A 26,926-nucleotide genomic window follows, 5' to 3' on the forward strand; every position below is an offset into this window, starting at 1 on the left:
TATATCAAAATTACTTAAGATGCTTTTTCCTTTTTTAACTGACTTTTTTTGTCCCTTTTTAGTTGACTACTTTTAAATTGTCCCTTTTCATTTGACTATTTCTGGCCCTTTTCTGTTGACTCTAACATACATACTCACCATCATTCTGGAAGTCCATGGCGAAGATCGGCTTGGTAGCCCGGATGTCCCGGATCCTGTGATACATGAATTCCCGCTGCTCAGGATTAGGCAGTAGTTCCGGCACTGCATCATTGCCCACTGGCATGTAGTGGAAGTACCAGACAAACCGAGCACCCCACTGAATCATCTGATCAATAAATTCATAGGAGCTGATAGAATCCAGATTCTGGCTGGTGTAGCAGCAGGACAGGCCGAAAGGCAGATGCTTCTCCTTCAGGATTGCCATTGCCTGAATCACTTTCTGGTAGGTACCGTTGCCACGGCGGCCATCGGTGGCAGACTCAAAGCCCTCCACGCTGATGGCAGGGATAAAATTCTTCACCCGGAGCATCTCGTTTGCAAAAGCTTCGTCGATCAATGTGGCGTTTGTGAAGGAAAGGAACTGGCAGTCGCTGTGCTTTTCACATAGGGCGATCAGGTCCTTTTTGCGAACCAGAGGCTCACCGCCGGTATATATGTACATATATACGCCCAATTCCTTGCCCTGGGTGATAATGGAATCAATCTCGTCAAAGGTCAAGTTCAGCTTGTTGCCGTATTCCGCAGCCCAGCAGCCGGTGCAGTGCAGGTTGCAGGCAGAGGTAGGGTCAAGCAGAATGGCCCAAGGAATATTGCAGTTATATTTCTTCCTCAGTTCCTGCTGCTTTGGCCAACCGATGATATTCGCGTTGAGGAAGAAAGTTTCAAAGGTGGCCTTTAGGACCTCCGAATCCGTCTCCTTCAGGATGCTCATAGCGAGCTGATACATATTGTTCTGCGGGTCTTCCAGCACTTGACGGACTGCCGCGCGATGGACTGGGAAACTGTCGGGGCCATCGCCAGCCAACTTATCCACCCAGGACATCAGTTTCAGAGCATTTTCTTCCGGATTTTTCTCCAAGAAGCCAAAAGCAGTACGCAGAGTTGCTTTTTTCAGTTGATTTGTAAATGACATCTTTATCTCTCCTTATATAAGCGGGGAGGCAACACTTCCCCTCAGTGATGCTTTGTTGTCCACGCCCTCGGGCTTTCTGGTACGGGCAAAGGCTTCGTAATTACCGCTGGAATAATACATAACATGGTCCTCTATGTTTTTGTTTGTGTTCTCATTATATTGGGGAAAGAATCTGTTTTATACGGACAAAAAAGGCCTCCATGCCTGAAATTTAGGCATAGAGGCCGCTTTGTCTGAAAAATTTATTTTTACTTTTCACATCGGGCGATCAAACGTTCAAGATCCCCCTGCTTCAATTCGTAAATCCGTTGGAATCGGGTTTGAATTCCTTCCTGCATCCCTGTTTCCAGCCAGCCGATGATAATACCGAAGCAGACGCATTTTAAGTAATCTATGATGACCTTTCGGTCTTCCGTAGAAATCTGCCTTCCCGCCAAGATCACGTCCACATAAATCGTGACCACATGCTCGCATACCCGCCACTGATACTGCTCGTAGATATCCCGGTTGACGGAGTGGTAAATGTGCATAACCGCTTTCCGGTTTTCCAATGCAAAGCTGAGGGCGGCATTGATGCAATCCTCCAGCGATTCTACCGCTGGATGCTCCCGAATCATCCGCTCCGCATCCGCATTTACAATACTTTCCACCAATTGCGGCAGGTCCTGGTAATAGTAATAAAAGGTATTGCGGTTCACGCCGCAGTCATCTACAATATCCCGAATGGTAATTTGGCTCAAAGGCTTCTCGTTCAATAGTTTCACAAATGAATCCCGAATAGCTTTTTTAGTAAAATTGGCCATGTGTTACGCCTCCTTTCTTTGGAGTTCAACTATGTCTGAAATATTACATTGAAGAGCAATGCAAATTTTCACAATCGTATCTAAGTGAACCGATTCGTCTCGCCCCATTTTGGCAATTACTGATGAACTGAGATGAGTCATCTTCTGTAAATCTTTTTTCTTTAATTTACGGTCAATAAGCATTTTCCAAAGTTTATTGTAAGAAAGAACCATCTTGGCCTCATCCATTTTTGCTACCTCCTGACAAATAAAAACCAAACAGTCAGTTTTCCTTCATAGTTAGTATAATCTTTTTTTTCTTTTTAAATACAATAGAATTTATACGAAAATGAATTTTTATTTTATAATTGGAATTTTTTGTGGTTTCTATTATAGGACTTACTAACATACTGGCAAGCAATGCTTTTGGCTATCCAGATAACCTCCAGGCGCTTGTTGAGGATAGTCCCTCAAGCCCCCTTTGAACACATGATTGCATAATGCAGCTTCGTGTTTTTCAAACGCTTATGGAACACGGCCAGCTCACTGGCCCGAACGGAATGAGGAATATCTGTGGCGAATACCATGATTTTGCTGCCGTAGGTATCCCGCAGCAAGGCGCTGATCTCTTTGGCAAAGTTGGTACGGCTGTCTACCATGGTCAGCAGAATACCATCAATTTACAGTTTGGGATTAATCGGCCTGGACGGGAATCAATACCCGGTTAGCATTGACCTTCAGCATATCTAAAGATGGCTTGCAGTCGATTAGAATGTGGGTATAATCCCGTTTCAGCGTGTCCAGATACTGCCGCAGAATGGTTTCCCGGCTCATGGCGTTTACCAGCGATACCTCCATGCCGGAGAGGGTAACGGGGAGCTTATCCGGTTAGGGCCTGCCCTATGCCGAGATTGGTACAGGTTGTTGTCTTTCCAACGCCACCTTTCTGGTTGACGATGGCAATGATTTGGGTATTCATAATTTCACGCCGCAATATCGTTTATTCATATATGGCCTCTTTGAATTGTGTTTAGATATAAGAAAAGCCGCCACTAAAAAAGCGACGGATATCCCTCAAAGTCCAATGTTCTGTTATTTTGGAGCGATGAGAGATTTTAGTTCTAATGAAACACCTCACTTTCCGGCCCGCCTTTTGAGCCTGTTTTTTGTGGTTAAAAACCGTGGAAAAAGAATAAAGACAAACCAGCAAACCCTTTAAATATTAGGGATTTTCCGATTTGTCTTTATTATAGTGTATGGGCATTCACATGCAACCCTTCCAATAATATGGGTACTCCAGTAAAGCTAGTCTCTGAAAGATTAGGGCATAAAAAATATAGAAACTAATCTAAGAACGTATTCTCACCTTTATAAAGAAAAAGAAGAAGAGGTTACAGAAAAACTTGATTCGATTTGTCAAAAAGTATCCATTTAACCACGCTAATTTCTTTATAGGTACATAAATGGTACAATAACAATTATAAATAAAAGCCTAACTCATGATATTACAATAAGTTAGGCTTTATTTTCATACTATTCCCACTCAATAGTTGCAGGTGGCTTTGAGGTAATATCATAAAGGACTCTATTTACACCCTTTACTTCGTTACATATTCTTGATGCACATCTTTGCATTACATCATATGGAAGATGATACCAATCGGCAGTCATTGCATCTTGGCTTGTTACAGCACGAAGAGTACACACTTCTCTATAGGTTCTCTCATCACCCTGTACACCTACACTCTTAACTGGTAGTAGGTCAGCTAAGGCTTGCCAAATTTCATGGTAAAGACCTGCTTTTCTAATCTCATCGATAAAGATAGCATCAACATCTCTTAGAGTATCGAGACGCTCCTTTGTGACCTCACCAATACATCTTACACCTAATCCAGGACCTGGGAATGGATGACGATCAACAAGCTCCTCAGGAAGACCTAATTCTCTTCCAAGCTCTCTAACTTCATCCTTAAATAGCTCCTTTAAAGGCTCTAAAAGCTTCCACTTCAAGTCCTCTGGAAGACCACCAACATTGTGGTGTGATTTAATTGTAGATGTAGGGCCACCAAATGGTGATTTCGATTCAACGATATCTGGATAGAGAGTACCTTGTGCAAGGTGAGTAATATCACCACACTTCCTTGCTTCATTATAGAAGGTATCAACAAAGAGCTTTCCAATAGTCTTTCTCTTATCCTCAGGATCTGTTTTACCCTTTAATGCACTTAAGAAAGCATCCTCAGCATCGGCATATTGAAGTCTCATATTAAAATGCTTTCCAAATAAATCTAAAACATTTTGAGCTTCATTCTTTCTAAGCATACCGTTATTAACAAATACGCATACTAGCTTATCACCAATAGCTCTATGAATAAGTACTGCTGCAACTGAGGAATCTACTCCACCAGAAAGGCCACAAAGAACTTGGCCATCACCAACTTCCTTTCTAATTGACTCGATAGCTTCATTGATGAAATTACCCATATTCCAGTCAGCTTTAGCATTACAAATATCAAGTACAAAGTTTGAAAGCATCTTCTGACCATCAAGAGAGTGAGCTACCTCTGGGTGGAATTGAACTCCATAGAAGCTTCTTTTACTATCCTCAACTACTGTATATGGACAATTTGGAGTATCAGCTACTGTAACAAAGCCTTCAGGGATTTTATCAACACTATCTCCATGACTCATCCAAACCTGTGATAGATCACTAACACCCTTTAAGAGCTTACTTTCTCTTAAGATGTTTATGTTAGCTATTCCATATTCCTTTTTCTCAGGACAGGTTACATGTCCACCTAATACTAAAGACATTACCTGTAACCCATAACAAATACCTAAAACAGGAATACCAAGTGAAAAGATCTCCTTATCAGGACGAGGAGAGCCTTCCTGACTTACAGATGCAGGTCCACCAGAGAAGATAATCCCCTTAGGAGCTATCTTCTTTATTTCTTCTGCACTTGTATTAAATGGTACGATTTGGCTATATACTCCAAGCTCTCTAACTCTTCTTGCGATAAGCTGACTATATTGAGCGCCAAAATCGAGTACTATTACTGTATCATGTTTCTGTTCCATATTTACTACCAAGAAATTGTCTTTACAGGTGGATAAGCCTTTCTAACAGCCTCACTTAAGATAAAGCCCGCAACAACACCTACACCACTTTGGATAAGGTTTCCAGGGATCTCTGCAATTGCTGTTGGGAAGCCTGTTAAGAAAAAGCCTGCTAAAAGGCAATAGCCTCCAGCAACGACTACCATACAAACTAAACCAGCAATAAGCTTTCTTGCAAAGGTAATTGTCTCCTTACTCATAATTAAAGCCATAAGTAAGCCCTCTAAGCCATGTACAATAAAGCTTATAGCAGCCCACTGTGGGTAGCCACCAATGGCATCTGCAAGTGCTGTTCCTAGTCCTGCAGATAAGCCTGCTGTAACTGGACCTAATGTATAAGCGATAAAACAGATAGCGACGTCGCAAGGATTAAGATAACCACGAGCTGTAGGAATCTTTATAACCATAGTGAAAACACATACTACAGCGATACAAATTGCAAGAGTTGCAATTTTAACTGTATTACTCTTCTCTTTAGCCATGTAAAGCCTCCAAGGTAATTAAAAATATAGCAGGAATAATAATGCTAATAGCCAAATGTGTAAACAACTTTTTGCCCCCTTCAAGGGTATAGAATTCAGCTTTATTTTTACTCCTTCCATATCCTCTGAGGTCCAATGCAGCTGCTGTTGTGTTGATACTTTTTAGTGCAACAACCAATGCAGAAGTAAATGTAGGTATTAGCTTTGTAAAGGATTTTTTCTCTCCCTCCTCGTCAGGATTAGGAAGTCTTAAGCGTTGACTATCCTTAATCCTAGTAAAGGTTGAAGCAAAGGATGGAATAAATCTTAAAGCTAGTGAAAGCACCATACAGAAAGAATCTGGAAGATGGAAACTTTTAAGAGCTAATAATATATCTCTACTTGTAGAGCTCTCTAAAAGAAGAGTACAGATCATAGAGATAAAATAGAAACGTGAAATTAAGACTAGAACTATATTTAAGCCTTCAGTTGTAATAATAGTAAAGCTCTTATAGCTTAATAGTGCACTTCCACCTCTTTCCTGAAGAGGCATAAATAAAACCATAAAGATAGTAACAGGTAGCATTAGCTTAATATTATGTAATGTTACCTTTAATTTAACTGTAGTTAAAGAAAGTAACGTTATTAATAAAGTTAACGCATAATGAACATAAAGTGGCATATCAAAGAAAACCACAATGCACATTAATATTGTAAAGATTATCTTTGCTCTTACATCGAATCGATGATATAGGGAGGAGCCTGCAATATAGGTATTAATTTGCATACATCACACCATTCTCAATATAGTACCCATGATTTGTAATAGCATCAGCAAACGCTTCATCATGAGTAATTAATAATATTCCAGCTCCATTAGCTGAAAGTAGCTTAATTAGCCTAATTGATTCCTCGTAATCAAGAGCGCTATCAAGCTCATCAAGAATATAAAATGGACGATTAAGAGAGTAGTATATCGCACATTGAAGTCTCTTTCTTTCGCCATAGCTCATTAGGGAGGCAACATCATCCCCATTTAATCTAAATAGCTTTAGTAGCTCCGTTACTCTTCTCTCCTTTTCTTTGCTAGATAGCTTTAAATAATCAAGCGCAAAGGCTAATTCATCATACGCAGTTGGTAAGAAGATTTGGAAATCAGGATTTTGGAACATATATCCCACAATCCTCGATAGCTCCTTCTTCTTTAAGCTTTTTGACCGATATATTATCTCACCACTATCCTTTTCATATAAGCCACAAAGGATAGATGAAAATGTTGATTTACCACTTCCATTTAACCCTCTTAAAGTTATTACTTCACCTCTTTTAAGAGAGAAATTATCAACTTTAATTTTAAATGGCTCCTCCTCAAGTACAGATCTATGAGGGTGTGTGAAAGTTAAATTTTTTACTATAAGCTCATCGGAGGATAATTTATTTTCAAATACAACATGTTCAATTTTAGAAAACTCTTCAATTGAGCTATTATCAGCAAGAGCTAATGTGCCATCAAGGATATATACTTTATCAAATACACTATCAAAGCAATTAAGATAGTGAGATGCAAATACAACTGTTGCTCTTTTTCTCTCCTTTAATCTATCACTTAGCTTCTTTCGGTATGAGACATCTAAATCATCAAAGGCTTCATCTAATATATTATACTTACTGTAAACGACATCAGAGGTAGCAAGCATTAAACGACGTTTTTCTCCACCACTAAGCTCAGAAGTGGAGATATTGCGATATCGATTAAGTCCCCAAAAGCTTAAAGCCTCATCTAATCTCTTTTTCATCTCTTCACGATCAAGGCAAAGAGATTGCATAGGGAAAACTACCTCCTCTTCTACAGTTGAAGTAATAATAAAGTCTGTTGCATTTTGAGGAACTAATGAAAAGATATTCATCCTTTCAAGTGCTTCCTCACATGAAAGAGAGTCATATGTAACACTTCCAGTTAGATTGCCATCATTATATTTTGGAGTTAAGCCAGATAAAATCATTGAAAGTGTAGACTTACCCTTCTCTGGGCGTCCTAAGATTAGAATATTTTCATTTTCTCTACACTCAAATGATACATTGTCAAAAAGCACCCTATTAGAGGTGCTTTCATAAACTGTATATGAAAAGGAAAGATTATCAACCTTTAGCATTATTTAATCTTTTTAACCTCTGGGAGGCTTTCATAACACTTTCTAATACTTTCTTCTACAATTATATGTATATTCTTCTTCTCTTCCTCATCCATTAAGGAGGTATCAATTGGTGGAAGGAAAGAGATATATACCTTCTTTCTAAGAAGAGTAAATGGATTTTCAAATAGGTATCTAGTACCTCTAATAGCACAAGGACAGATTATTGCATCAACACGGCTTGCCATCTTAAAGGAGCCAGCTTTAAACTCATGTACACTTCCATCCTTACTTCTTGTACCCTCTGGGAAGATAGTCATTGCTTTACCATTTTTAATATTATCAGAGCCCTGTAATATTGCTTTAATTGAGTCACGTGGACTCTTTCTATCGATATATACAGAGTTTAAAGCGTTAAACCAACTATTAACTATTGGAATTTTCTTAATCTCTACCTTACCAATAAAGCCTGTGAATACCTTTTTAGGATACATTACAGCAATACAATCTAATAAGGATGTATGGTTTCCAATAAAACAAAGCTTACCACTATTAGGAATGTTATCAAGGCCTTCAACTACAACCTTACCACCTAATACAAAAAATATAGCTCTAATTAGAAAGTGAGCTGTTTTATTTATTACAAGCTCAGATGCATTTTTATTTCCTGCTTTTTTCAAGCAAAATGCAATAAATAGAGGAATATAGCTTAAAATAAAAAATGGAACAACAATAATAGCTGCAATTAAAATCTTTATAAATTTAATCATAATACATCCCTTTTTACATTATATAATCTTGCATATGCGCCATTCTTGGCAAGTAATTCTTGATGTGTTCCAGCTTCCTTCACACTACCCTTTTCTATAACAAAGATTTTATCGCAATCTGCAATTGTAGATAATCTATGAGCAATAACAATTGATGTCTTACCCTTTGAAATATTATTAAAGGCATCTTGAATTAATGCTTCACTCTCTGTATCTAGGCTACTAGTTGCTTCATCAAAGATTAATATTGGAGGGTTCTTTAAAAATACTCTAGCAATAGATAATCTTTGCTTTTGGCCACCAGATAATCTTGTACCTCTTTCACCAACCTCGGTATCTAACCCCTCAGGAAGGCTTTGGACGAACTCATATAGATTTGCAACCTTCAATGCCTGCCATAGCTCTTCATCTGTTGCATCACTCTTTCCATATCTAAGATTTTCTCTAATTGACGCATCAAACAAGAATACACTTTGCTGTACAAAGCCAATTGCCTTATGAAGGGACTCCTGTGTTACATCCTTGATATCAACACCATCAATTGTAATAGAGCCCTTATCACGCTCATAGAATCTTGCTAGTAGTGATACAATAGTAGTCTTACCTGCACCACTTTCACCAACTAAAGCAACTCTAGAGCCACCAGGAATTGTTAAATCTAAGTGTGAAGTTACCTTCTCTCCACTTCTCGATTCATATGAGAAGGAAACATCTGAGAATTTAATAGTAGCATCCTTGACCTCAAGCGGCTTTGCATCCTTATTATCCTCGATCTCTGGCTTAATATCCATGACCTCAGTAAAGCGCTCAAAGGAAGCAATACCCTGCTGAAGCTGCTCTGTAAAGTTTATAAGTCTATCAATAGGTGGAAGTACAACAGATACATAAAGAACGAAGGTAAGTAAATCTGTTACCTCTGCAAAGCCTAAAGCAATTAATATTGCTCCTCCAGCAACTGTAATTAGGTAATAAGCATCTCTCATAAAGCCAATTCCAGCATGGTATGATGCCATCTGCTTATACATTGCTTCTCTAGTTTCCTTAAGTACTACATTTGATTTCTCAAATTTACTCTTTTGGAAATCCTCCTGAGCAAAGGATTTTACCTCTCTAATACCTTGAATTGAGTTTTCAGCATCAACATTAATATTTGCAACTGAACGTCTAACTGCTCTATTTTTTCTCCTTCAAGCGATGACCAAATACGATTCCATAGAAAAGCATAAATGGAAGAGGTATCATAGAAACAAGGGCAAGAGGAACTGAGATCATAAACATTAAAATGTATGCACCAATAATAGTTGCAACACTAATTAATAAATCCTCAGGACCATGGTGGGCAACCTCTGCAATCTGGAACAGGTCATTTGAAATTCTTGACATTATTGTTCCAGTCTTTGTCTTATCATAGTAGGAGAAGGATAGTGTTTGAAGATGAGCAAATAAATCAGCTCTCATCTTATTTTCCATTCTTACGCCCAAGATATGCCCCCAACGAATACGGATGTAGTTACTTACTGCTTGAATAATATAAACAGCTAGCATGATTGCAAAAATGATAATCATCATGTTGTAATCACGATTTGGGATTGGTTCATTTAACAAATATCTTGTTAATACTGGAAATAAAATAGATAAAACAGAGGAAAAGGCAGCAACTGCTATATCTAAAATGAATAATTTTAAAAATGGTATATAGTAAGCCATAAACCTTTTAAAAAGCTTCATTTTTCTCTCCTAAAAAATGATAATACTTTACTTAAAAGACTCTTCTTAGGCTGAGTAGTCTTTTGAGAAGGAGCACTCTGTACCTTAGGCATTGGAGTAACAACACTTTTTTTCTTACTCTGTTCCTTTGAACCAAATGTCTTTTTATAGTAATCCATTCTCTCTTCAGGAGTCATCTTAGCAAGATTTTCATAGCTAACACTAGCTTTTGCCTTAGCAGGCTTCTTTGGAGCTACTTTATTATTACTCTTCTTAGAATTACTAGGTCCCTTACTATTTACTTTTCTATTAGAAGGCTTATATCCAGCACTCTTATCTACAACCTCTGAAAGTCCTACCTCATCTGCCCAAACTACAGGGATTTTCATCTGGATATAGTTCTCTATTGCTTCAAGACCATAAATATACTCTTCACATGCAAGTGTAATTGCCTTACCGCTCTTTCCGGCTCTCGCAGTTCTTCCTATGCGGTGTACATATGCTTCATAGTCCTCTGGAATATCGTAGTTTACAACTAACTCAAGATCATCAATTTGAAGACCTCTAGCTGCAATATCTGTTGCAACTAATATCTTAAGCTCTCCGCTTTTAATCTTATTAAGAGCCTCTAATCTCTCTCTTTGAGGCATATCACCCATAAGGTAGCTTGATTTATATCCATTTAATGAAAGTCGCTTTGCAACCTCTACAGCACGGCCCTTAGTATTAGTAAATATTAAGCAGCTCTTTGGAGCAATCTTATTTAGGATTTGTAAGAGTAAATAGAACTTTTCATCCTTAGAAACATGAAAAAGCTCTTGAGTAATATTTTTTACAGTTATTTCTTCAGGCTGACTTTCAAGCTCCACTGGCTCATTCATATATTCCCAAGCAAGGTTTCTTACTCGAGTAGAAAGAGTAGCAGAAAGTAATAGAGTTTGACGGTCCTCTTTTGAGCACATCATAGAGAACATTCTCTGAACATCTGGATAGAAGCCCATATCAAACATTCTATCTGCTTCATCGATAACAACAGTAGAAAACTGTCTAAAGTCAATCTTTCTTGATAGAGCAAAATCAATTAGTCGTCCAGGAGTTCCAACATAGAGAGAAAGCCCTGAGCTTATCTCCTCATTTTGTCTTTGATAGCCAACTCCACCATAGAAGCAGGCAACCTTGAAATCCTTCATGTGGCTTGAAAGTAATTTAGCATCCTCTTCTATTTGAAGAGCAAGCTCTCTAGTTGGAGCAATTACTAGAGAAACTGGAAGTGGAAGCCCTGCATTCTTTCTCTTTTGATATTGCTCCAAAATTGTAAGCAAATATACAGCTGTTTTTCCAGATCCAGTTTTAGACTGAACCATGACATCACGACCTGTAAGAGAAACAGGGAGAACCATTTCCTGCACGTTTGTACAAATTTCAAATCCTGCAGCCTTTATTCCTTCAAGTACACTTTCTTGCAAACCTAATTCATTAAATTTCATTTTTCTTTTCCGATACTATCTGTACTCTATTATTATGATAATAGAGCACTTTTGTCTATTAATTAGGTAGGGGCAATCAGTCAAGTTCGTGTAATCTAACGTAGGAACAAATCTTTTTTACCAGCTCAAAGTCACAAGGTATCCTTTTTCCATCTAAAGTAGATATAGGCATAGCCGCCATACTAGTTGATGAGATAAAGAGAGTATCGCCATCCTTTAGCTCAGAAAGCTTAGGAGCCTCTAGTACTACCTTTATATCTAACTCCTTTAATGCCTTCAAAACTGAAATTCTAGTAACACCAGAAAGAACGTCCTCATCACCTGCTGTATAAACACAGTTTCCCTTAACCATGTAGAAGTTTGATCTAGTACCCTCTAGGACTCTATCATTTCTATCAACTAGGAGAGCCTCAAAGCCACCCTTACTTTTTGAATCCTCTAATGCTAAGTAGCTAAGAAGTAGGTTACTAGTCTTACACTTAGGCATAAAACGCTCTCCATGATACGTTGTAACTGCTATTCCCTCATCGTAGTAGCTATCTGGATATGTTAAGAGCTCCTGATATGTAATAAATACTTGTACATCCTTTCCTCCGACAACAAGTATCCTCATAGTTACATCATCAAGCCTATCATGCTCTATTAGCTTATTTATCCAAGACTCTAAATCAAGACTTGGAAGCTTCATATTAAGCATTGAAGCACTCTCTCTAAGCCTCTTTTCGTGGTCAGCTAAATGAACTACCTTACCATGTAGAACTCTTAAAGCTTCATAGACAGAGTAATTACACTGTACCTCCCTTAAGGTAATAGGAAGTACAGCATCCTTTTCATCTATTATTAAACCATTTTTAATTGCACTTTTACTCATAACGTAATATTTCCCTTGGCTTAGAACCATTTGCAGGTCCTACTATACCCTCTTCTTCCATTTGTTCAACAAGTTTTGCTGCTCTGTTATAACCTATTCCTAAACGACGCTGAAGATATGAAGCTGAAGCACCCTTTCTTTCAAAGACAATTTGCTTTGCCTTCTCATACATATCCTCATCTCCGCTTCCGCTATAGTCTCCACCATCATCATAGGCTTCCTCTTCAACATCATCCTCAAAGATTGATTCATCGAGGTAATCAGGCTCACCCTGACTCTTAACGTAGGAGACAACCTTATCAACCTCTTCATCTGATAAGAATGCACCCTGGATACGGCTTAGTGAGTTAGAGCCATTTGCTAGATATAGCATATCACCACGACCAAGTAGGTTCTCAGCTCCTGATTCATCTAAGATAATTCTTGAGTTCATTGCAGAGGAAACTGCAAATGAAATGCGTGATGGAATATTATTCTTAATGGTTCCAGTTATTACCTCACTTGAAGGTCTTTGAGTTGCCATAACAACATGAATACCAGCCGCTCTAGCCTTTGCCATTAGACGAGCTACATAGCTCTCCATATCCTTTCCAATGACAGTCATTAGATCAGCAAATTCATCCATAATCAAAACGATGTATGGCATCTTCTCTGTTGCATAGCCTAGAGTATGAACACTTGAATTAAAACCCTCGATGTTTCTTGTTCCAATTTGAGAAAAGACTCTATAACGTCTTTCCATCTCATCTACAAGCCAAGAAAGCATCTTTAATACTCTCTTTGGTTCTGTGATTACAGGTGTTAATAGATGTGGAATTCTATTATAAACCTGAAGCTCTACAACCTTTGGGTCGACCATGATTAATCGAACCTCTTTAGGACTCTTAGTGTACAATAGAGAAACTATAAGACCATTAATACATACACTCTTACCTGAGCCTGTTGTACCTGCAATTAGTAGGTGTGGTGTCTTTGAAACATCAAGCATCATTGGCTGACCTAAGATATTTCTACCTAAAATCATTGGGACCTTAAAGCCGCTTTGTCTTAGTGGCTCTAGAAGCTCCTTAAAGCCAACAGTTGCTCTCTTTTCATTTGGAACCTCAATACCAATAGCACTCTTTCCAGGAACAGGAGCAAGTATTCTTATCTGCTTTCCTCCAATACGCATACTAATATTGTTTTGAAGCGCAGTAACCTTAGATACCATTATTCCAGGAGCAAGGTCATATTCAAACATTGTTACTGTAGGTCCCTTGATGATATTAATCAAAGTAACATCTACTCTGAAATCGTGCATAACTGTGCACATTAATTCACCAAGTCTTCTAGTATCTTCATCTATCTCATAGCTAGCCTCAGGATAGCTCTTTAAAAGATCTGCTGTTGGAGGATTATACCCTCGATTTTGTCTAGTTATAATTGCAGACTCACCAGCATTATTACTTGCTAGCCCGCCAATACCAACCTTAAACTCTATTTGTGATGAGGAATCCTCGTTCTTTGGCATTTCACTTCCTTCAACCTTAGCATCTCCTACAGCTCTAGCTGTGCTTGCGCCTTGGTAGTAACCATCACTACGAGGAAGCTCATGTACATCATCCTTTTCAGCTGTCTTATCAAAGGATATACCTTGAGCCTCTAGCTCAGCTCTAATCTTAGCTTCAGCCTCCTTGCGATATTGCTCTCTTAGAAGCATCTCTCTTCTAACTCTATCCTCTTCGATCATTTGAGTCTTTAATTTAAGAGCCTCTTCCTCAGCCTCTCTCTTTAGCTGTTCGTTTCTTTCTCTCTCCTCTCTTTCCTTTTCAAGTGTCTCAAGATCCTCAGCCTTCTTACGCATTCTTATAGCATCAGAAAGAGACTCTGCAATTTCAACCTTAGAGGAAGGAGACTCCTGTTTTTGAGCAGTTACAGCCTGAAAAGGTCTTGAAGGAGTTGATGATGTATCACGAGACTCGTGTAGCGCCTGGAACATTTGGTAACGAGGATGTGTAGGAGGTAGATTTGATGGAGCAAATGAGCTTTCCTTCTTCTCCTCATCTTCCTTCTTTTCCTCTTCCTTTACGCTATCAGGCTGTTCACTATTATTCTTTCGCTTCAAAGCCTCAAACATTCTATATCTTGGATGTGTTGGAGGAAGATTAGATGGTGCAATAGATGAAGAGACCTCCTTCTCAATCTCCTTCTTCTGTTCAAAGCCTATAATTGGACGCTGTGATGGAATAACCTCATCACCACTATTTTTAACTCGCTCAAGAGAAGAAGATAAAAAGCTTGAGGTCCTTTTAGGACTACTCTCTATCTTATTTTGTTCCTTTTCCTCAACTCTTTCCTTAGCACTTTGAAATGCAGATAGAGATGCTGTAGGAGCCTCAATTATACTCTCAGGCTCCTCGCTATTTGGAATATCCTTACTTGAAAAGGTTGAAAAGGTTGGAAGAGTAGGAGCTGCTGGAAATGCTAAAGGAGATGAAGCATCAACCTCTTCCTCCTTTTGCTCCTCATCCTTATTCTCATTCTTTAATTCAGCCTTTCCCTTTTTATCATCTTTAACCTTCTTAACTCTTTGATTTCTATTTGCGAATCTTGAGTTAAGAGCAGAAGTAATAATTATTAATAATAAAAAGAGTAGAATTTCTAAAATAATACATAAAAAAACCAGCGATGGTCTTTGGCTTACACGACTCATAATAATAGCTGGCTCACTATTTTTAGTAATGCTATGAGCTGCAACTAATACTGTAAAATAAATAAAGTATATATATGGAATTAATATTAGTGAAAAAGGCTTTCTTCTTCGTACTAATAAAACAAAAAATCCACTTAATATAAAAAATGCAGCAGCAATATAGAATGAATAAATACTATTAGTAAAGCATAAATAGCTATATGCTGGTGATAATATTTTATCAACTAAAGGTACATACCTTGTCAAAGCTATAGCGGCACCAAAAAGTATTAATATAAAACCAAGTAAAAGTGAAAATATCTTTTTCTTCTTTTTATTTTCCATTTTAATTTTTCTTCCTCATCAAAGCGATGATACGCTCCTCATCTAAGAAAGGAACATGAAGATTAGTTATGCTAACATCCCAATTTGATAGATTTTCTATCTCGGAATATAAATAGCTTTTTTTACCCTTATATGGCGCAAAGACACCATTTGGAGATAGAATTCTATCAACATCATCTATTATGTCAAATATTGGATGAAATGCTCGGCATGTTACGATATCAAACCTCTCTTCCACCTCGCTAACATCCTTTGAAACGATTCTAACATTCTTTAAGTTACACCTTAAAATAACATTCTTCAAGAAATCAACACGTCGCTTCATCCTCTCAACTAGGACGATTGGTCTATCGAGCATTATAGCTAAAACAACTCCAGGAAAGCCTGCTCCTGTACCTAAATCGGCTATAGAGGAGCCCTCTAAGGCTTCAAATACCTTTACTCCAGCTAGAGAGTCTAAAATATGCCTAATTATTAATTCATCTTTATCCTGGTAGGAAACAAGCTTATAAATAGGATTAAATAGCTCAATTTCAGATATATATTTTTCAAGCCTTTCTCTTTGAAGAGATGTTAAATCAAGCTTAAGCTTTTCAGCACCCTCAAGTAGTAAATCCATTTTGACTCCTTGTTTTAATATACATCATCAAAAGAGCAACATCTGAAACTCTTACACCACTAATTCTCATTGCTTGGCCCACATTAGTTGGCTTTATTAGCTTAAACTTCTCTCTAGATTCACTTGATAGCCCATCGATTGCGTCGTAGTTTATATCCTCTGGAATTAATATCTTCTCACTTCTATCAAACTTAGAGGCTTCAGTTTCCTGTCTCTTAAGGTAGCCAGCATATTTGATATCAAGCTCAACTTCTCTCTTTACAGATAGAGAGAAATCCTTGATTTTATCAACTCTACTCTCAAGATATGCCATATCTACTTCAGGCTCCTTGAGTAGATCAAGTCCATTTTTACCTCGTTCCTTATATGACTTAATCACGCTCTTAAGCATATCCATCTTTTGAATTTTATCATTTAGTCGCTCTAAGCGCTCAAGGGAAGCAGAATGCTTTTCATAAGCAAGCCTTGTTAATCTTAAATCTGCATTATCGTGTCTTAATGAAAGACGATACTCGGCACGAGATGTAAACATTCTATATGGCTCTTTAGTTCCCTTAGTGACAAGATCATCAATTAGGACACCAATGTAAGCCTCAGTTCTCTTTAATACTAATGGCTCCTCACCTCTAAGCTTTAATGCTGCATTAATACCTGCCATTAAGCCTTGAGCTGCAGCCTCCTCATAACCAGAGGTACCATTTGTTTGTCCAGCTACAAATAGGTTTTCAAGAAGCTTTGATTCAAGAGATGGATAAAGTCCTGTTGGATCAAGATAATCATATTCAACTGCATATGCAGGGCGCATAATCTCACAGTGTCTTAAGCCAGGGAGAGTTCTAATAAATTTGTGCTGAACCTCCTCAGGAAGAGATGAGGAAAGACCATTTAAATACATCTCCTCAGTTCCATTTCCCTCTGGCTCAACAAAGATTTGGTGTCTTTCTCTCTCTGGAAATCTTACAACCTTATCCTCAATTGAAGGACAATATCTAGGACCCTTTCCTACAATCTTTCCACCATAAAGAGGAGAGCGGTGAATATTATCTCTAATAATCTTATGTGTCTCATCATTAGTCCAGGTTACATAGCATGGTAGCTGAGCTCTAATTATCTCTTCATTCTCAAAGGAAAATGGAATTATCTCCTCATCACCATCTTGAATCTCAAGCTCATCAAAATCTAGTGAGGATTTTCTGACTCTTGCAGGAGTACCTGTCTTCATTCTACCAACAGTAAAGCCTAGCCTTCTAAGGTTGTCTCCAAGACCAATAGCTGCCATCTCACCAAGACGTCCACATGGAGCATCATACTCACCTATGAAGATTCTACCATTCATGAAGGTACCAGTTGTGAGTACAACTGCCTTAGCTGAGATATTCCACCCTCTCTCAGTTACTACACCAATACATTTACCATTTTCTATGAGTAAATTAGTAACTGTATCCATGAAAAGTGATAGATGAGGTGTCTTCTCAAGGGTCTCCTTAGCTAAGCGTGAATATGAAAATTTATCTGCCTGGGCACGTGGTGCCTGTACTGCAGGTCCTCTTCTTTTATTTAATATCCTAAATTGGATGAAGGTATCATCGATTAAATGACCCATTACACCACCTAGTGCATCTATTTCTCTAACAAGATTACCCTTAGCTAAGCCTCCAATTGCAGGGTTACAGGATAGTCTTCCGATAGCATCTAGTGATTGAGTAATCATCAAAGTATCAAAGCCCTGACGAGCAGCTGCACTTGCAGCCTCTATTCCAGCGTGTCCACCGCCAATAACAATTATATCGTAATCTCTCATATTATTTTCCTAAGCAGAATTTTGAAAAGAGTGTATCAAGGATTTCCTCGTTAGTAACCTCTCCTGTGATTTCACCTAAAATAGAGAGAGCACTTTGGAAAAATAGTGCCATGATATCTACACTCTCATTCTCATTACTAAGTATAAAGCGAAGCATCTCAACTAGCTTTACTAATAAATCTCTCTGTCTCTCACTATCGATTGAAATAGCACCGCTTTCTGAATTATCGCAGCCGTTTAAAAGCTCCTCATGAATTCTCTCGATAAGAGCCCCAATACCCTCTCCACTTAAAGTAGATATAGCTAAGCCATCTCTCTTTTCAAGATCATTTTTAGACTTAACTACTATAGTCTTAGTCTTCCAGGTAATGTGCTCCTCTTCTCCTGGAGATATTAAAAGTATTACTAAATCTGATTCATCGATAAGTCTTTCGCTTCTTTTAATACCCTCACTCTCAATTACATCATCGCTATCTCTTAAGCCCGCAGTATCAAAAAGCCTTACAGGGATATCCATTATAGTTGTATATGCTTCTATGTAATCACGAGTAGTACCAGCAATAGGAGAAACTATAGCTCTATCCTCTTTAGTTAACAAATTAAATAGAGAGCTCTTTCCAGCATTAGTAGAACCAGCTAAGACGATTTTAGCACCCTCTCTATATATCGTTCCTGCACTATAGGTTCTTATCATCTCCTCAAGAGCTTTAATAATATTATTTATTTCCTCTCTAGGCATTACCCAATCTTCTAATATTTCATCCTCTGCATAGTCTAGCTGAACCTCTAAGGAGGCAAGCATCTCTACTAGAGAACTCTTAATCTTTAATAGTCTACTCTTAAGACCACCCTCTAAGCGCTCTAGAGCAGAAGCCTGCCCTCTAACGCTCTTTGAAGAAATTAACTCCTCAACTGCTTCAGCTTGAGTTAAATCTAAGCGCCCATGCATGAATGCTCTATATGTAAATTCACCCTTTTTAGCTTGCTTTATACCGATTGACTCTAAAAGTGAAAAAATTCTCTTAAGTCCAGTTAAGGAACCATGAGCATTAATCTCTATTGCTTCTTCTCCAGTGTATCCATGTCCCTCTCTATATACTGCAAGGACAACCTCATCTACACTATCTCCAGCTTGGTCAACTAAACAGCCATGAACTAAGGTATTACTCTTAGCCTTTATTAGCTTTTCCTTTCTAGAGAAAACATTTGCGATTAAATTAATAACACCATCTCCACTAGTTCTTACAATTGCAATTGCCGATGGCGCATAAGGTGTTGCTAATGCATAAATTGGTTCATTTGTGGTATAAGCATCCATAGCGTGTTATTATAGCTTGTTGATACAATCTACACAAGAAAGGTAAGAGGACCACATGTTTGATATTGAAAGCCAAAAAGAAAGAAGCTTAATGAATAAAGCAATTAGAGATTTTTTTGATTCAAGAGATTATCTTGAGGTATTTACTCCAACACTCTCTCCAGATTTAATTCCTGAACCAACTATACAAAACTTTGAAACAAGATTTATCAATGAGTTTGAGGGCTCCTTAGATATGTATCTAATACCATCTCCTGAGGTATTTATGAAAAGATTACTAGCTAATGGCTTTCCTTCTCTCTATCAAATCTCAAGCTGCTTTAGAAATAGTGAGCAGCTAGGATTAATTCATAATCCTGAGTTCTCGATGCTTGAGTACTACACTCTTGGCTTCAATGAAATAGATTCTATAGCTTTAACAGAGGAGCTTTTAAGAGCAGTTAAGAGACCACAAACTCCTAGCTATGCACTTCCTCCTTTTATTACTATGAGTGTTTCAGAGGCTGTAAAAGCCTATTCAGGAGTAAATCTTGATGATAACCAAGAGTATGAGCGCCTCAAAGAGAGTGCTGAAAAGCTTGGTCTCTATGTCCCAAATGGAGAATCGTGGGATGATACATTTAATAGAATTTTTATTAATTTTGTAGAGCCTGCACTTCCTAAGGATAAGCCGGTAGTATTAACAGATTATCCATATCAAATTGATTGTCTTGCAGAAAAATACCAGGATAAGCCATATAGACATCGCTGGGAAATGTATATCAATGGTACAGAGGTTGCTAACTGCTATAAGGAAGAGACCTCAAAGGAAGTAACAAAGACTTACTATGAAAAGGAATATGAAAAGCTTTGTCTTCAAAGAAAGGAGTCTGGTCTACCTATTCCTAAGATCGACCCCGCTTTTTATGAGCTAAATATCCCTTCTTCTAGTGGTGTTGCTATTGGTCTTGACAGACTCTTAATGTGCATAACAGGAAAAGCAGAAATAACACCTTTACTTTTATTTCCTCTTTCTGATATGATACAAAACGGACTGTAAGTCAAAAAGTAATAAGTAAATAAACTAATATTTGAGGTATAATAATGATTAAAGCAGGTCAGATTGATAAGGGTACTGCACTTTTAATTAAGGGTCAGCCTTTTGTTTGTATCGATCGCGAATTCGTTAACCCAGGTAAGGGTTCTGCATTCGTTCGCTTAAAGCTTAAGAGCCCAAGCACAGGTCAGGTTCTCGCAGAGACAATGAAATCTCAGGATAACGCAGAGGACATCACAGTTGAGGATAAGGATCTCCAGTATCTCTACAACGATGGAACAAACTTCGCATTCATGAACGTTGAATCTTTTGATCAGATTGAAGTTCCAATGGCTTCATTCCCTGATTATGAGTACTTCATGAAGGAAGGTGAAACATATCGTGCAACCTTCTGGGAAGATCAGGTTCTTGATATCATCATCCCAGCAAAGATTGTATTCACAGTAGCTGAAGCAGAAGAAGCTGTTAAGGGTGATACAGTTCAGGGTGCTACAAAGTATGTAACAACTGAAACAGGACTCAAGGTAAGAGTACCTATCTTTATCAAACAGGGTGAAAAGATCCGCGTCAACACAGAGACTAAGGAATACCTTGAAAGGGTAAACAAGTAAGATACTTGATACGGCGGCTCATAAGGCCGCCTTATTTTTTAAGCTATGACAGAGAAAGACATATTCGTAACATATTCAACTAATATTGAGAAGGCCACTAGAGAGCTACTTGAAAAGCTAGATATTGAAAAAGAGATCCCTAATAAGGATGCTAAAATCGGTCTTAAGCCAAATCTTGTAATTGCAGCTACTCCAGAGTATGGAGCAACAACTCATACTGAGATTATTAGAGAGCTAATATCCTTTTTAAATGATCATGGATATCACAATATAATAATTATTGAATCTGCATGGGTTGGTGATTCAACAGAGAGAGCCTTTAAGGTAAATAACTATAAGAGCTTTGGAGTTCCACTTGTAGATGTAAAGAAGGATAGCTATGAAAAGGTAACTGTTAAGGGCCTTACAATGGAAATTTCAAAAACAGCCCTCAACCTCGATTACTTAATCTCACTTCCAGTTTTAAAGGGACACTGTCAAACATTAATGACATGTGCGCTTAAAAATCAAAAGGGACTTCTTTCAGACCGCTCAAAGAGACAATTCCATACTTGGGGACTTATGAAGCCTATTGCTGCACTAAATGCTGCTATTAAAGCAGATTTAATCCTAGTTGACTCAATTTGTGGGGATTTAGATTTTGAGGAGGGAGGAAACCCAGTAGTTACTAATCGCCTATTACTTGCAAAGGACCCTGTACTACTCGATACCTATGCAGCTTCCCTACTTGGATATGACATTGCTGATATTGAGTACATCCCACTTGCTCATAGCTTTGGAGTTGGAAGCACAGATATTTTAAATGCAAATATTGAAGTTCTTTCAAAGCCTGAAAATGTTTCTATGCCTCAACCAACAGGAGCTTGCAGAAGTCTTGCAAAATATGCAGATGCTAATAATGCTTGCTCCGCATGTTATGCATCCTTGATGCATGCATTAAAGCGTCTTAAGGATGAAGGTATTATTAATCGTTTAGATAGTAAGGTCGCTATTGGTCAAGGGTGGAAGGGAAAAAGCACAGAGCTTGGCGTTGGAGCCTGCACCTCATGTGCTAAATTCAATGTAAAGGGATGTCCTCCAACAGCTAAAGCTATTTATGATACACTTAGTGATTTACTTTTCTGAAATCACTAAGCCAATTATTACTAAAATTGTTCCTGCTATCATATAGATATTCATACCTTCATTTAAAAAGAAATATGAGAACACAACTGTGATAGCAGGTACAAGGTAAATATATACACCACTTACTAAGGCCCCTAAGCTTTTAATTGCAAAGTTCCATACTGCAAAGCAAATTGCAGAGGCTCCAAGGCCTAAATAAATAACATTGATTAATACATTTAAATCCTTAAAATTATTAGCGCTTACATCAAAGCCTAAAAGAAGAGATATCGGTAATAAAACTATTAAGCCATAGAAGAAGGTTCTTCGAGTTAGTGCTATTGTATCGACACTTTGCTTTCCAGCTCTTTTTATAAACACAGAGTAAATACCCCATAAAATAGCTCCAAGTAATGCTAAAATAAAGCCAGTTAGGTCAAAGGAAAAGCCACCCTCACTATAGTTCATTAAAGCAATACCACCTATTGCGAGTATGAAGCCTAAAAAGAAATATATTGATAGCTTTTCATCACTTTCCTTTAATAATCTAAAGGTAATCGCAATAAAAAATGGTGCGGTAGAGACTATAAGGGAAACATTTCCAGCACTTGTATATTCAAGAGCATAGTTCTCAGCAAGGTAATATAGCGCAATACCAAAGACACCTGCAAAGAAGGCATTAGCTTCCCACTTAATTCCTTGAAATGGTAGTGTCTTAGGTCTCACGGCCCATAGGAGTAAATACCCTAATATAAATCTGATAACTAATATTTCTATTGGAGTAAATGTAGAAAGAACGACCTTCGTTGAAATAAAGGTCGTTCCCCAAATTACAGCACAAAGCAAAGCTGCCATGTGCCCTAAGGCTTTCTTATTCACCGTCTTCTGGCTCTCCACGGTCAACCTTACTCATAGTAAAGCATGCGATCGTCATAAAGATAGCTGCGTAGATAAACAGACTTGGATAGCCAAATATATCTATACATGCACCTGAAAGTGGAGGTGAAATAATAGATGCTGCCTGTGAGAAGAAATAATACAAGCCAGTATAAATACCTACTGTTGAGAATGTAGACATCTGCCAAAGCATTGGGAATGAGTTAGTTACTATTGTTACCCAGAAAATACCAAAGCAGAATAGAAGTGCCCAGAAGGTAATAAGCTTAACTGTACCAGGTAAGCCCTTTAATAAAACTCCATGTAAGAATACTAAGATAAGAACTGTAACTAAGCAAATTAAGGCGCCTCTAATAGTCTTTTTTCTTCCATGCTTATGAGCAAACTTTCCTGAAGGAATTGCGAAGATAGCATATGCAATACCAACCATACCAGCAGCAAGAGATGCTGTACCAGAGCTTGTTCCAAGTACCTCTACACTGTACTTTCCAACAAATGGAAGTACTCCCTGATATGCGATAAACCAACAAAGAAGACTGATAAGAATATAAAGTGCTGACTTATTCTTTTCTCCAAGAACTACCTTTAAGCTCTTTAAGATTGGTTCCTTCTTCTCTTCCTTCTGTTTGTCATCATTTCTAACCTTACTATTCTTTTCCTTAACAAAGATAAATAAGAGAACTACTGCAACAATTACAAATATAGAAGCTACAGGGAAAGCTAATACGTTATCAACACTGCCAAAGCCTGGAAGTGTAATCTTTACATTCATAAGTCTTGCAAGCAATATTGTTCCTAAAATAGTTGCAATACCACCCATTGTATTTATTACACCGTTAGCTTCACTTCTTAAGTCTCCTGGTACCATATCAGGCATCAAGGCAACAACAGGTCCTCTTACAGCCTGTTTAGCTAAATTGAGTACAAAAATTAATGCAATTAGAGCCCATAGTGATGAAAGAGCTGCTATTGGAATAAGTCCAAAGGCAACAGCTGCTAATGGTAGCATTGTTATGATAAAAGGCATTCTTCTACCAATTATTGTATCAATTCTATCGCTATAAGCTGAGAAGATAGGAATTAAGAAAATTGCAAGGACGTTATCTAATGTCATAATCGTACCGATTAATGAATTAGAAGTAATGTACTTTCCTAAAAAGATTGGAACATAGGTATCATATAGAGGATCCATTAGACCCATAGTAAAAAATCCAAGTCCAATTAAAAACGTAATTAAGTAGTAGCCTTTTAAGCTCTTTTTGTTGCTCATATAGCCCCCTAGGAAACAACATAAAAGCTATTATATCAGAAATAATATATACTTGCATTGTTCTTGAAAAAAATTTACATTCTTATTCCATGGTCTTAACAAAAGAAGATTTAGAGAAAAAGCTTAAATTAACTAAAGAAGAGGAAGCTTGGTTTTCATCACCATCCTCTCTCCCTCTAACAATTAGTGATTACTATTTCTCACTAATTGAGGATGATGCAAACGACCCTATTAGAAGGGAGGTTGTACCATCTATTTTAGAGTGTAATGACGATGCTTCAATTGATCCACTTGCTGAGGTAGACCATTCAGTAACACCTAGATTAATACATCGTTATACTCATAGAGCTGCTCTATTAACTACAGACCGTTGCTTTACATATTGTAGACACTGCTTTAGAAGACGCTTTACAGGTCTTAATTCAGGAGCAATTTCTACTCAAGATATCGATAAAGCCTCAAATTACTTAAAGGACCATAAAGAAATTAAAGAGTTACTTTTAACAGGTGGTGATTTATTTACTCTACCTATTTCAAGGCTAGATTATCTCTTTAATAGTCTTAAAAGCTCTAGACCAGATATGATATTGCGTCTCTGTACTAGAGCCGTTGTAACTTTTCCAGAAATCTTTACGCAACAGTTAATGGATGTAATAAAAAAATACTCCTATGGAGCTCCATTTCTTTTATTAACACACTATAACCATCCAAGAGAGCTAACAAAAGAATCTATTGAAGCTGTTAATAAATTCCTTTCCTTAGGAATTCCAGCCTTTAACCAAACGGTATTATTAAAGGGTGTTAATGATAATCCTGATACTCTAGAAGAGCTATGCAACAGCCTTCTTTATAATAGAATTAAACCATATTATCTATTCCAAGGTGATTTAGTAACAGGTACTACTCATCTAAGAGTTGATATCAAAGATGGCTTAGCTCTTGAAAAGGAACTGAGAAAGAGACTTTCTGGTCTTGCGATGCCACAATATACATTAGACCTTCCAGAGGGTGGAGGAAAAATAATACTAACAGAAAACCACTTTATCTCAGAGGATGATAATTTCTATTACTTCTCTACTCCTGAAGGTGATAAAAGAAGATATCCTAAGAAATAGTTGAGTCAATTATTATGTAAATATTTAAACTATTTGTTATTTTTCACCCCAAAAGTGTTTTTATTACTACTTTATATTAAAATATAATTACTAAAGTATTTTAAAGCCAAAGAATACTTTTAAATATTAGCCCCAATTTTTATTGCTAAATTAGATTTCTGCAGTTATTGTTTAAGTATGAAATCTAATTACAGGGGGATTAGAACATGAGAAAAAATCTAGTTTTCGTATGTCTCGCTATCTTATTAGCAATGACTCTTATCACTTCATGCGACAATAGCAACACTACTCCTTCTAGTAGAGGAATTGCGCTTGCTGTTGATGAAGAAGGATTAATAAATGCTTTAGAGGCAGGTAAGGATGTAATTCTTTTTAAAGATGTTACACTCTCAGACCCACTTACAATTAGTAGTAGTACCCAAATAAATCTTCAGGGAAGGACACTTACTATAAATGATATTAAAATTAAGACATCTGGTGATAGTAACACAGAAGTTGTTTTTAGAAATGGTAAAATACAACGAACTTCTCAAAATATAAATATATTTTCACCTACAATAGCAGCTTATGATAATACAAAACTCGTATTAGATGGCGTTGAGCTTTCAACAAATCAAACTGGTTTAATGGTTGCGGACTGTAATAAAAATGTTACAATCGAAGTCTTAAACTCTAAAATAACTGCAGCTCTTTATGGCATTTCTACTAATGCAAGTAAACCAACATCAGATAACATTAAAATTAAAATTAGTAATTCAGAAATTACAACTAAATCAAGTGATGGTGATAATACAGGAGTTCTATTTAATGTTAAGGGATCTGTTGAAATTGAAAATTCTGTAATAACAGGAGATAGGCAGGCTTTAATTTTAAGAGGTGGTGAAGGACATAAGATAACTAACTCTACTTTAGTAGTAACAGGAAATAATAGTAAAACAAAAGAATATACCGGTGGAAATTGGGGCAGTGGTAATGAAGTACCTCTTGCTTCTCTTGTAATAGGTAATAGAAGTTCTAGTGCTTATAAGTATAATACTTCTGTAGTGCTTAATAACGTTACAATTAATAACCCAGATATAGAAAAATATTATTCAATATATGTTTACCAAAATGATACAACCAATACGGTATCAGTTTCAGGAACACTTTCAAGTACATCTCAAAATAAAGTTAACACCGAAAAGAATAGTGCTGATTACTCAGTAACAGGTGGTACAAACTAATATTTTAACTTAATGACTATTACCTATCCCTTATAGCATTATTAGTAGCTATAAGGGATTTTTATATTCCAGTTGTATTAGCTGTATGATTTAAATTAGATATACATGAAACTAAAAATTAAGTAAGAGCTAAACCTTTTTATGTTTTCGAACTCAAGTTATTAAATGGTTAAATAAAAAAATTAATAAGCCACAGTAGGACCATCATTTCCATTTTCCTTAGAAATATAATTCTGAAAATATAGCTTGATAAAAATTAAACTTAAAAAAAGTCACTAAAAATACTGAGTTTTTTCAATTAAAAAGCATTTTAGGCTATTAAACTGTAAAAAACTCTGACTTTTATTTATTTTGAACGGAATAGAGTCATGGTAGGAAGAAAGGAAATTGAGGAGCAATAAGAGCCTCCTCTAATCCTTCTTTCTTATAATCTTCTAAATGTAAATTATGCAAAAAAAGCAGGCCATTTAAG

Annotated in this window: 23 protein-coding genes and 2 pseudogenes; 5 read left to right on the forward strand and 20 right to left on the reverse strand. The window is 37.2% G+C overall.

Annotation, left to right across the window (positions count from 1 at the left end):
- Positions 1 to 121 precede the first annotated feature (121 nt).
- The 18 genes and pseudogenes from FYJ80_RS08660 to mnmE form a co-directional block, all read right to left on the reverse strand.
- Complete coding sequence (locus FYJ80_RS08660; RefSeq protein ID WP_154426013.1) at positions 122 to 1,114, reverse strand: radical SAM protein; 993 nt, start codon at positions 1,112 to 1,114, stop codon at positions 122 to 124.
- A 248-nt stretch (positions 1,115 to 1,362) separates the two neighbouring features.
- Complete coding sequence (locus FYJ80_RS08665; RefSeq protein WP_154426015.1) at positions 1,363 to 1,917, reverse strand: TetR/AcrR family transcriptional regulator; 555 nt, start codon at positions 1,915 to 1,917, stop codon at positions 1,363 to 1,365.
- Between the two features lie 3 nt (positions 1,918 to 1,920).
- Positions 1,921 to 2,145 carry a helix-turn-helix domain-containing protein gene (locus FYJ80_RS08670; protein WP_235899620.1) on the reverse strand — a complete coding sequence of 75 codons (225 nt, stop codon included), beginning with the start codon at positions 2,143 to 2,145 and terminating at the stop codon, positions 1,921 to 1,923.
- Positions 2,146 to 2,366: 221 nt separating this feature from the next.
- Positions 2,367 to 2,555, reverse strand: a complete 189-nt coding sequence (locus tag FYJ80_RS12375) for a ParA family protein (protein ID WP_206361045.1) — start codon at positions 2,553 to 2,555, stop codon at positions 2,367 to 2,369.
- A 34-nt stretch (positions 2,556 to 2,589) separates the two neighbouring features.
- Positions 2,590 to 2,757, reverse strand: a pseudogene (locus FYJ80_RS12380) (ParA family protein); the annotation flags it as partial.
- 19 nt (positions 2,758 to 2,776) lie between these two features.
- Positions 2,777 to 2,875: a ParA family protein gene (locus tag FYJ80_RS12385; RefSeq protein ID WP_206361047.1), complete on the reverse strand. Its 99-nt coding sequence runs from the start codon at positions 2,873 to 2,875 to the stop codon at positions 2,777 to 2,779.
- Positions 2,876 to 3,429: 554 nt separating this feature from the next.
- Entirely contained in the window at positions 3,430 to 4,977 is a 1,548-nt protein-coding gene (gene guaA / locus FYJ80_RS08680) for a glutamine-hydrolyzing GMP synthase (RefSeq protein ID WP_154426017.1), read from the reverse strand.
- 5 nt (positions 4,978 to 4,982) lie between these two features.
- Entirely contained in the window at positions 4,983 to 5,498 is a 516-nt protein-coding gene (locus FYJ80_RS08685) for an ECF transporter S component (protein WP_154426019.1), read from the reverse strand.
- Positions 5,491 to 6,264 carry an energy-coupling factor transporter transmembrane component T family protein gene (locus FYJ80_RS08690; protein WP_154426021.1) on the reverse strand — a complete coding sequence of 258 codons (774 nt, stop codon included), beginning with the start codon at positions 6,262 to 6,264 and terminating at the stop codon, positions 5,491 to 5,493. The genes FYJ80_RS08685 and FYJ80_RS08690 overlap by 8 nt, the downstream gene beginning before the upstream one ends.
- Entirely contained in the window at positions 6,254 to 7,630 is a 1,377-nt protein-coding gene (locus FYJ80_RS08695) for an ATP-binding cassette domain-containing protein (RefSeq protein ID WP_154426023.1), read from the reverse strand. The genes FYJ80_RS08690 and FYJ80_RS08695 overlap by 11 nt, the downstream gene beginning before the upstream one ends.
- The gene (locus FYJ80_RS08700) at positions 7,630 to 8,379 is read right to left on the reverse strand and encodes a lysophospholipid acyltransferase family protein (protein WP_154426025.1); all 750 of its coding nucleotides are present in this window, start codon (positions 8,377 to 8,379) and stop codon (positions 7,630 to 7,632) included. Before FYJ80_RS08700 ends, FYJ80_RS08695 begins: the two co-directional genes overlap by 1 nt.
- Positions 8,376 to 10,107 (reverse strand): annotated as a pseudogene (locus FYJ80_RS12390) (ABC transporter ATP-binding protein). The gene FYJ80_RS08700 and the pseudogene FYJ80_RS12390 overlap by 4 nt, the downstream one beginning before the upstream one ends.
- Complete coding sequence (locus FYJ80_RS08710; protein WP_154426027.1) at positions 10,104 to 11,573, reverse strand: DEAD/DEAH box helicase; 1,470 nt, start codon at positions 11,571 to 11,573, stop codon at positions 10,104 to 10,106. Before FYJ80_RS08710 ends, FYJ80_RS12390 begins: the two are co-directional and overlap by 4 nt.
- Before the next feature lie 76 nt (positions 11,574 to 11,649).
- Complete coding sequence (locus FYJ80_RS08715) at positions 11,650 to 12,444, reverse strand: aminotransferase class IV (RefSeq protein WP_206361048.1); 795 nt, start codon at positions 12,442 to 12,444, stop codon at positions 11,650 to 11,652.
- Positions 12,437 to 15,460: a DNA translocase FtsK gene (locus FYJ80_RS08720; RefSeq protein ID WP_154426031.1), complete on the reverse strand. Its 3,024-nt coding sequence runs from the start codon at positions 15,458 to 15,460 to the stop codon at positions 12,437 to 12,439. The genes FYJ80_RS08715 and FYJ80_RS08720 overlap by 8 nt, the downstream gene beginning before the upstream one ends.
- 1 nt (position 15,461) lies before the next feature.
- Complete coding sequence (rsmG, locus tag FYJ80_RS08725) at positions 15,462 to 16,079, reverse strand: 16S rRNA (guanine(527)-N(7))-methyltransferase RsmG (protein WP_154426033.1); 618 nt, start codon at positions 16,077 to 16,079, stop codon at positions 15,462 to 15,464.
- Positions 16,063 to 17,880: a tRNA uridine-5-carboxymethylaminomethyl(34) synthesis enzyme MnmG gene (gene mnmG / locus FYJ80_RS08730; protein WP_154426035.1), complete on the reverse strand. Its 1,818-nt coding sequence runs from the start codon at positions 17,878 to 17,880 to the stop codon at positions 16,063 to 16,065. Before mnmG ends, rsmG begins: the two co-directional genes overlap by 17 nt.
- Before the next feature lies 1 nt (position 17,881).
- Complete coding sequence (mnmE, locus tag FYJ80_RS08735; protein ID WP_154426037.1) at positions 17,882 to 19,198, reverse strand: tRNA uridine-5-carboxymethylaminomethyl(34) synthesis GTPase MnmE; 1,317 nt, start codon at positions 19,196 to 19,198, stop codon at positions 17,882 to 17,884.
- A gap of 55 nt (positions 19,199 to 19,253) precedes the next feature.
- On the opposite strand from mnmE, the gene FYJ80_RS08740 reads away from it, so the two are divergent.
- The 3 genes from FYJ80_RS08740 to FYJ80_RS08750 are packed head-to-tail and all read left to right on the forward strand — an operon-like array spanning position 19,254 to position 21,970.
- Positions 19,254 to 20,237, forward strand: a complete 984-nt coding sequence (locus FYJ80_RS08740) for an amino acid--tRNA ligase-related protein (RefSeq protein ID WP_154426039.1) — start codon at positions 19,254 to 19,256, stop codon at positions 20,235 to 20,237.
- Positions 20,238 to 20,281: 44 nt separating this feature from the next.
- Positions 20,282 to 20,845 (forward strand): elongation factor P, encoded by a 564-nt coding sequence (efp, locus tag FYJ80_RS08745; RefSeq protein ID WP_154426041.1) that lies wholly within the window; start codon positions 20,282 to 20,284, stop codon positions 20,843 to 20,845.
- 45 nt (positions 20,846 to 20,890) lie between these two features.
- Complete coding sequence (locus FYJ80_RS08750) at positions 20,891 to 21,970, forward strand: DUF362 domain-containing protein (protein ID WP_154426044.1); 1,080 nt, start codon at positions 20,891 to 20,893, stop codon at positions 21,968 to 21,970.
- Here FYJ80_RS08750 and FYJ80_RS08755 read toward each other — a convergent pair.
- Positions 21,959 to 22,828 carry a DMT family transporter gene (locus tag FYJ80_RS08755; RefSeq protein ID WP_154426046.1) on the reverse strand — a complete coding sequence of 290 codons (870 nt, stop codon included), beginning with the start codon at positions 22,826 to 22,828 and terminating at the stop codon, positions 21,959 to 21,961. The genes FYJ80_RS08750 and FYJ80_RS08755 overlap by 12 nt on opposite strands.
- A complete protein-coding gene (locus FYJ80_RS08760) occupies positions 22,821 to 24,116 on the reverse strand; it encodes an MFS transporter (RefSeq protein ID WP_154426048.1) in 1,296 nt (431 codons plus the stop codon). The genes FYJ80_RS08755 and FYJ80_RS08760 overlap by 8 nt, the downstream gene beginning before the upstream one ends.
- Before the next feature lie 89 nt (positions 24,117 to 24,205).
- Here FYJ80_RS08760 and FYJ80_RS08765 point away from each other — a divergent pair, with 89 nt between their 5' ends.
- Both FYJ80_RS08765 and FYJ80_RS08770 read left to right on the forward strand, forming a co-directional pair.
- Complete coding sequence (locus FYJ80_RS08765) at positions 24,206 to 25,231, forward strand: KamA family radical SAM protein (RefSeq protein WP_154426050.1); 1,026 nt, start codon at positions 24,206 to 24,208, stop codon at positions 25,229 to 25,231.
- 206 nt (positions 25,232 to 25,437) lie between these two features.
- Positions 25,438 to 26,454: a hypothetical protein gene (locus tag FYJ80_RS08770; protein ID WP_154426052.1), complete on the forward strand. Its 1,017-nt coding sequence runs from the start codon at positions 25,438 to 25,440 to the stop codon at positions 26,452 to 26,454.
- Positions 26,455 to 26,926: the final 472 nt, after the last annotated feature.

Origin of the sequence: Bullifex porci (genome assembly GCF_009695635.1) — a bacterium.
Taxonomy (GTDB): domain Bacteria; phylum Spirochaetota; class Spirochaetia; order Sphaerochaetales; family Sphaerochaetaceae; genus Bullifex; species Bullifex porci.

Coding starts and splice junctions, on each gene's coding strand:
- FYJ80_RS08660 (WP_154426013.1), bottom strand. CDS start 1,114: ATGTCATTTACAAATCAACTGAAAAAAGCAACTCTGCGTACTGCTTTT.
- FYJ80_RS08665 (WP_154426015.1), bottom strand. CDS start 1,917: ATGGCCAATTTTACTAAAAAAGCTATTCGGGATTCATTTGTGAAACTA.
- FYJ80_RS08670 (WP_235899620.1), bottom strand. CDS start 2,145: ATGGATGAGGCCAAGATGGTTCTTTCTTACAATAAACTTTGGAAAATG.
- FYJ80_RS12375 (WP_206361045.1), bottom strand. CDS start 2,555: ATGGTAGACAGCCGTACCAACTTTGCCAAAGAGATCAGCGCCTTGCTG.
- FYJ80_RS12385 (WP_206361047.1), bottom strand. CDS start 2,875: ATGAATACCCAAATCATTGCCATCGTCAACCAGAAAGGTGGCGTTGGA.
- guaA (WP_154426017.1), bottom strand. CDS start 4,977: ATGGAACAGAAACATGATACAGTAATAGTACTCGATTTTGGCGCTCAA.
- FYJ80_RS08685 (WP_154426019.1), bottom strand. CDS start 5,498: ATGGCTAAAGAGAAGAGTAATACAGTTAAAATTGCAACTCTTGCAATT.
- FYJ80_RS08690 (WP_154426021.1), bottom strand. CDS start 6,264: ATGCAAATTAATACCTATATTGCAGGCTCCTCCCTATATCATCGATTC.
- FYJ80_RS08695 (WP_154426023.1), bottom strand. CDS start 7,630: ATGCTAAAGGTTGATAATCTTTCCTTTTCATATACAGTTTATGAAAGC.
- FYJ80_RS08700 (WP_154426025.1), bottom strand. CDS start 8,379: ATGATTAAATTTATAAAGATTTTAATTGCAGCTATTATTGTTGTTCCA.
- FYJ80_RS08710 (WP_154426027.1), bottom strand. CDS start 11,573: ATGAAATTTAATGAATTAGGTTTGCAAGAAAGTGTACTTGAAGGAATA.
- FYJ80_RS08715 (WP_206361048.1), bottom strand. CDS start 12,444: ATGAGTAAAAGTGCAATTAAAAATGGTTTAATAATAGATGAAAAGGAT.
- FYJ80_RS08720 (WP_154426031.1), bottom strand. CDS start 15,460: ATGGAAAATAAAAAGAAGAAAAAGATATTTTCACTTTTACTTGGTTTT.
- rsmG (WP_154426033.1), bottom strand. CDS start 16,079: ATGGATTTACTACTTGAGGGTGCTGAAAAGCTTAAGCTTGATTTAACA.
- mnmG (WP_154426035.1), bottom strand. CDS start 17,880: ATGAGAGATTACGATATAATTGTTATTGGCGGTGGACACGCTGGAATA.
- mnmE (WP_154426037.1), bottom strand. CDS start 19,198: ATGGATGCTTATACCACAAATGAACCAATTTATGCATTAGCAACACCT.
- FYJ80_RS08740 (WP_154426039.1), top strand. CDS start 19,254: ATGTTTGATATTGAAAGCCAAAAAGAAAGAAGCTTAATGAATAAAGCA.
- efp (WP_154426041.1), top strand. CDS start 20,282: ATGATTAAAGCAGGTCAGATTGATAAGGGTACTGCACTTTTAATTAAG.
- FYJ80_RS08750 (WP_154426044.1), top strand. CDS start 20,891: ATGACAGAGAAAGACATATTCGTAACATATTCAACTAATATTGAGAAG.
- FYJ80_RS08760 (WP_154426048.1), bottom strand. CDS start 24,116: ATGAGCAACAAAAAGAGCTTAAAAGGCTACTACTTAATTACGTTTTTA.
- FYJ80_RS08765 (WP_154426050.1), top strand. CDS start 24,206: ATGGTCTTAACAAAAGAAGATTTAGAGAAAAAGCTTAAATTAACTAAA.
- FYJ80_RS08770 (WP_154426052.1), top strand. CDS start 25,438: ATGAGAAAAAATCTAGTTTTCGTATGTCTCGCTATCTTATTAGCAATG.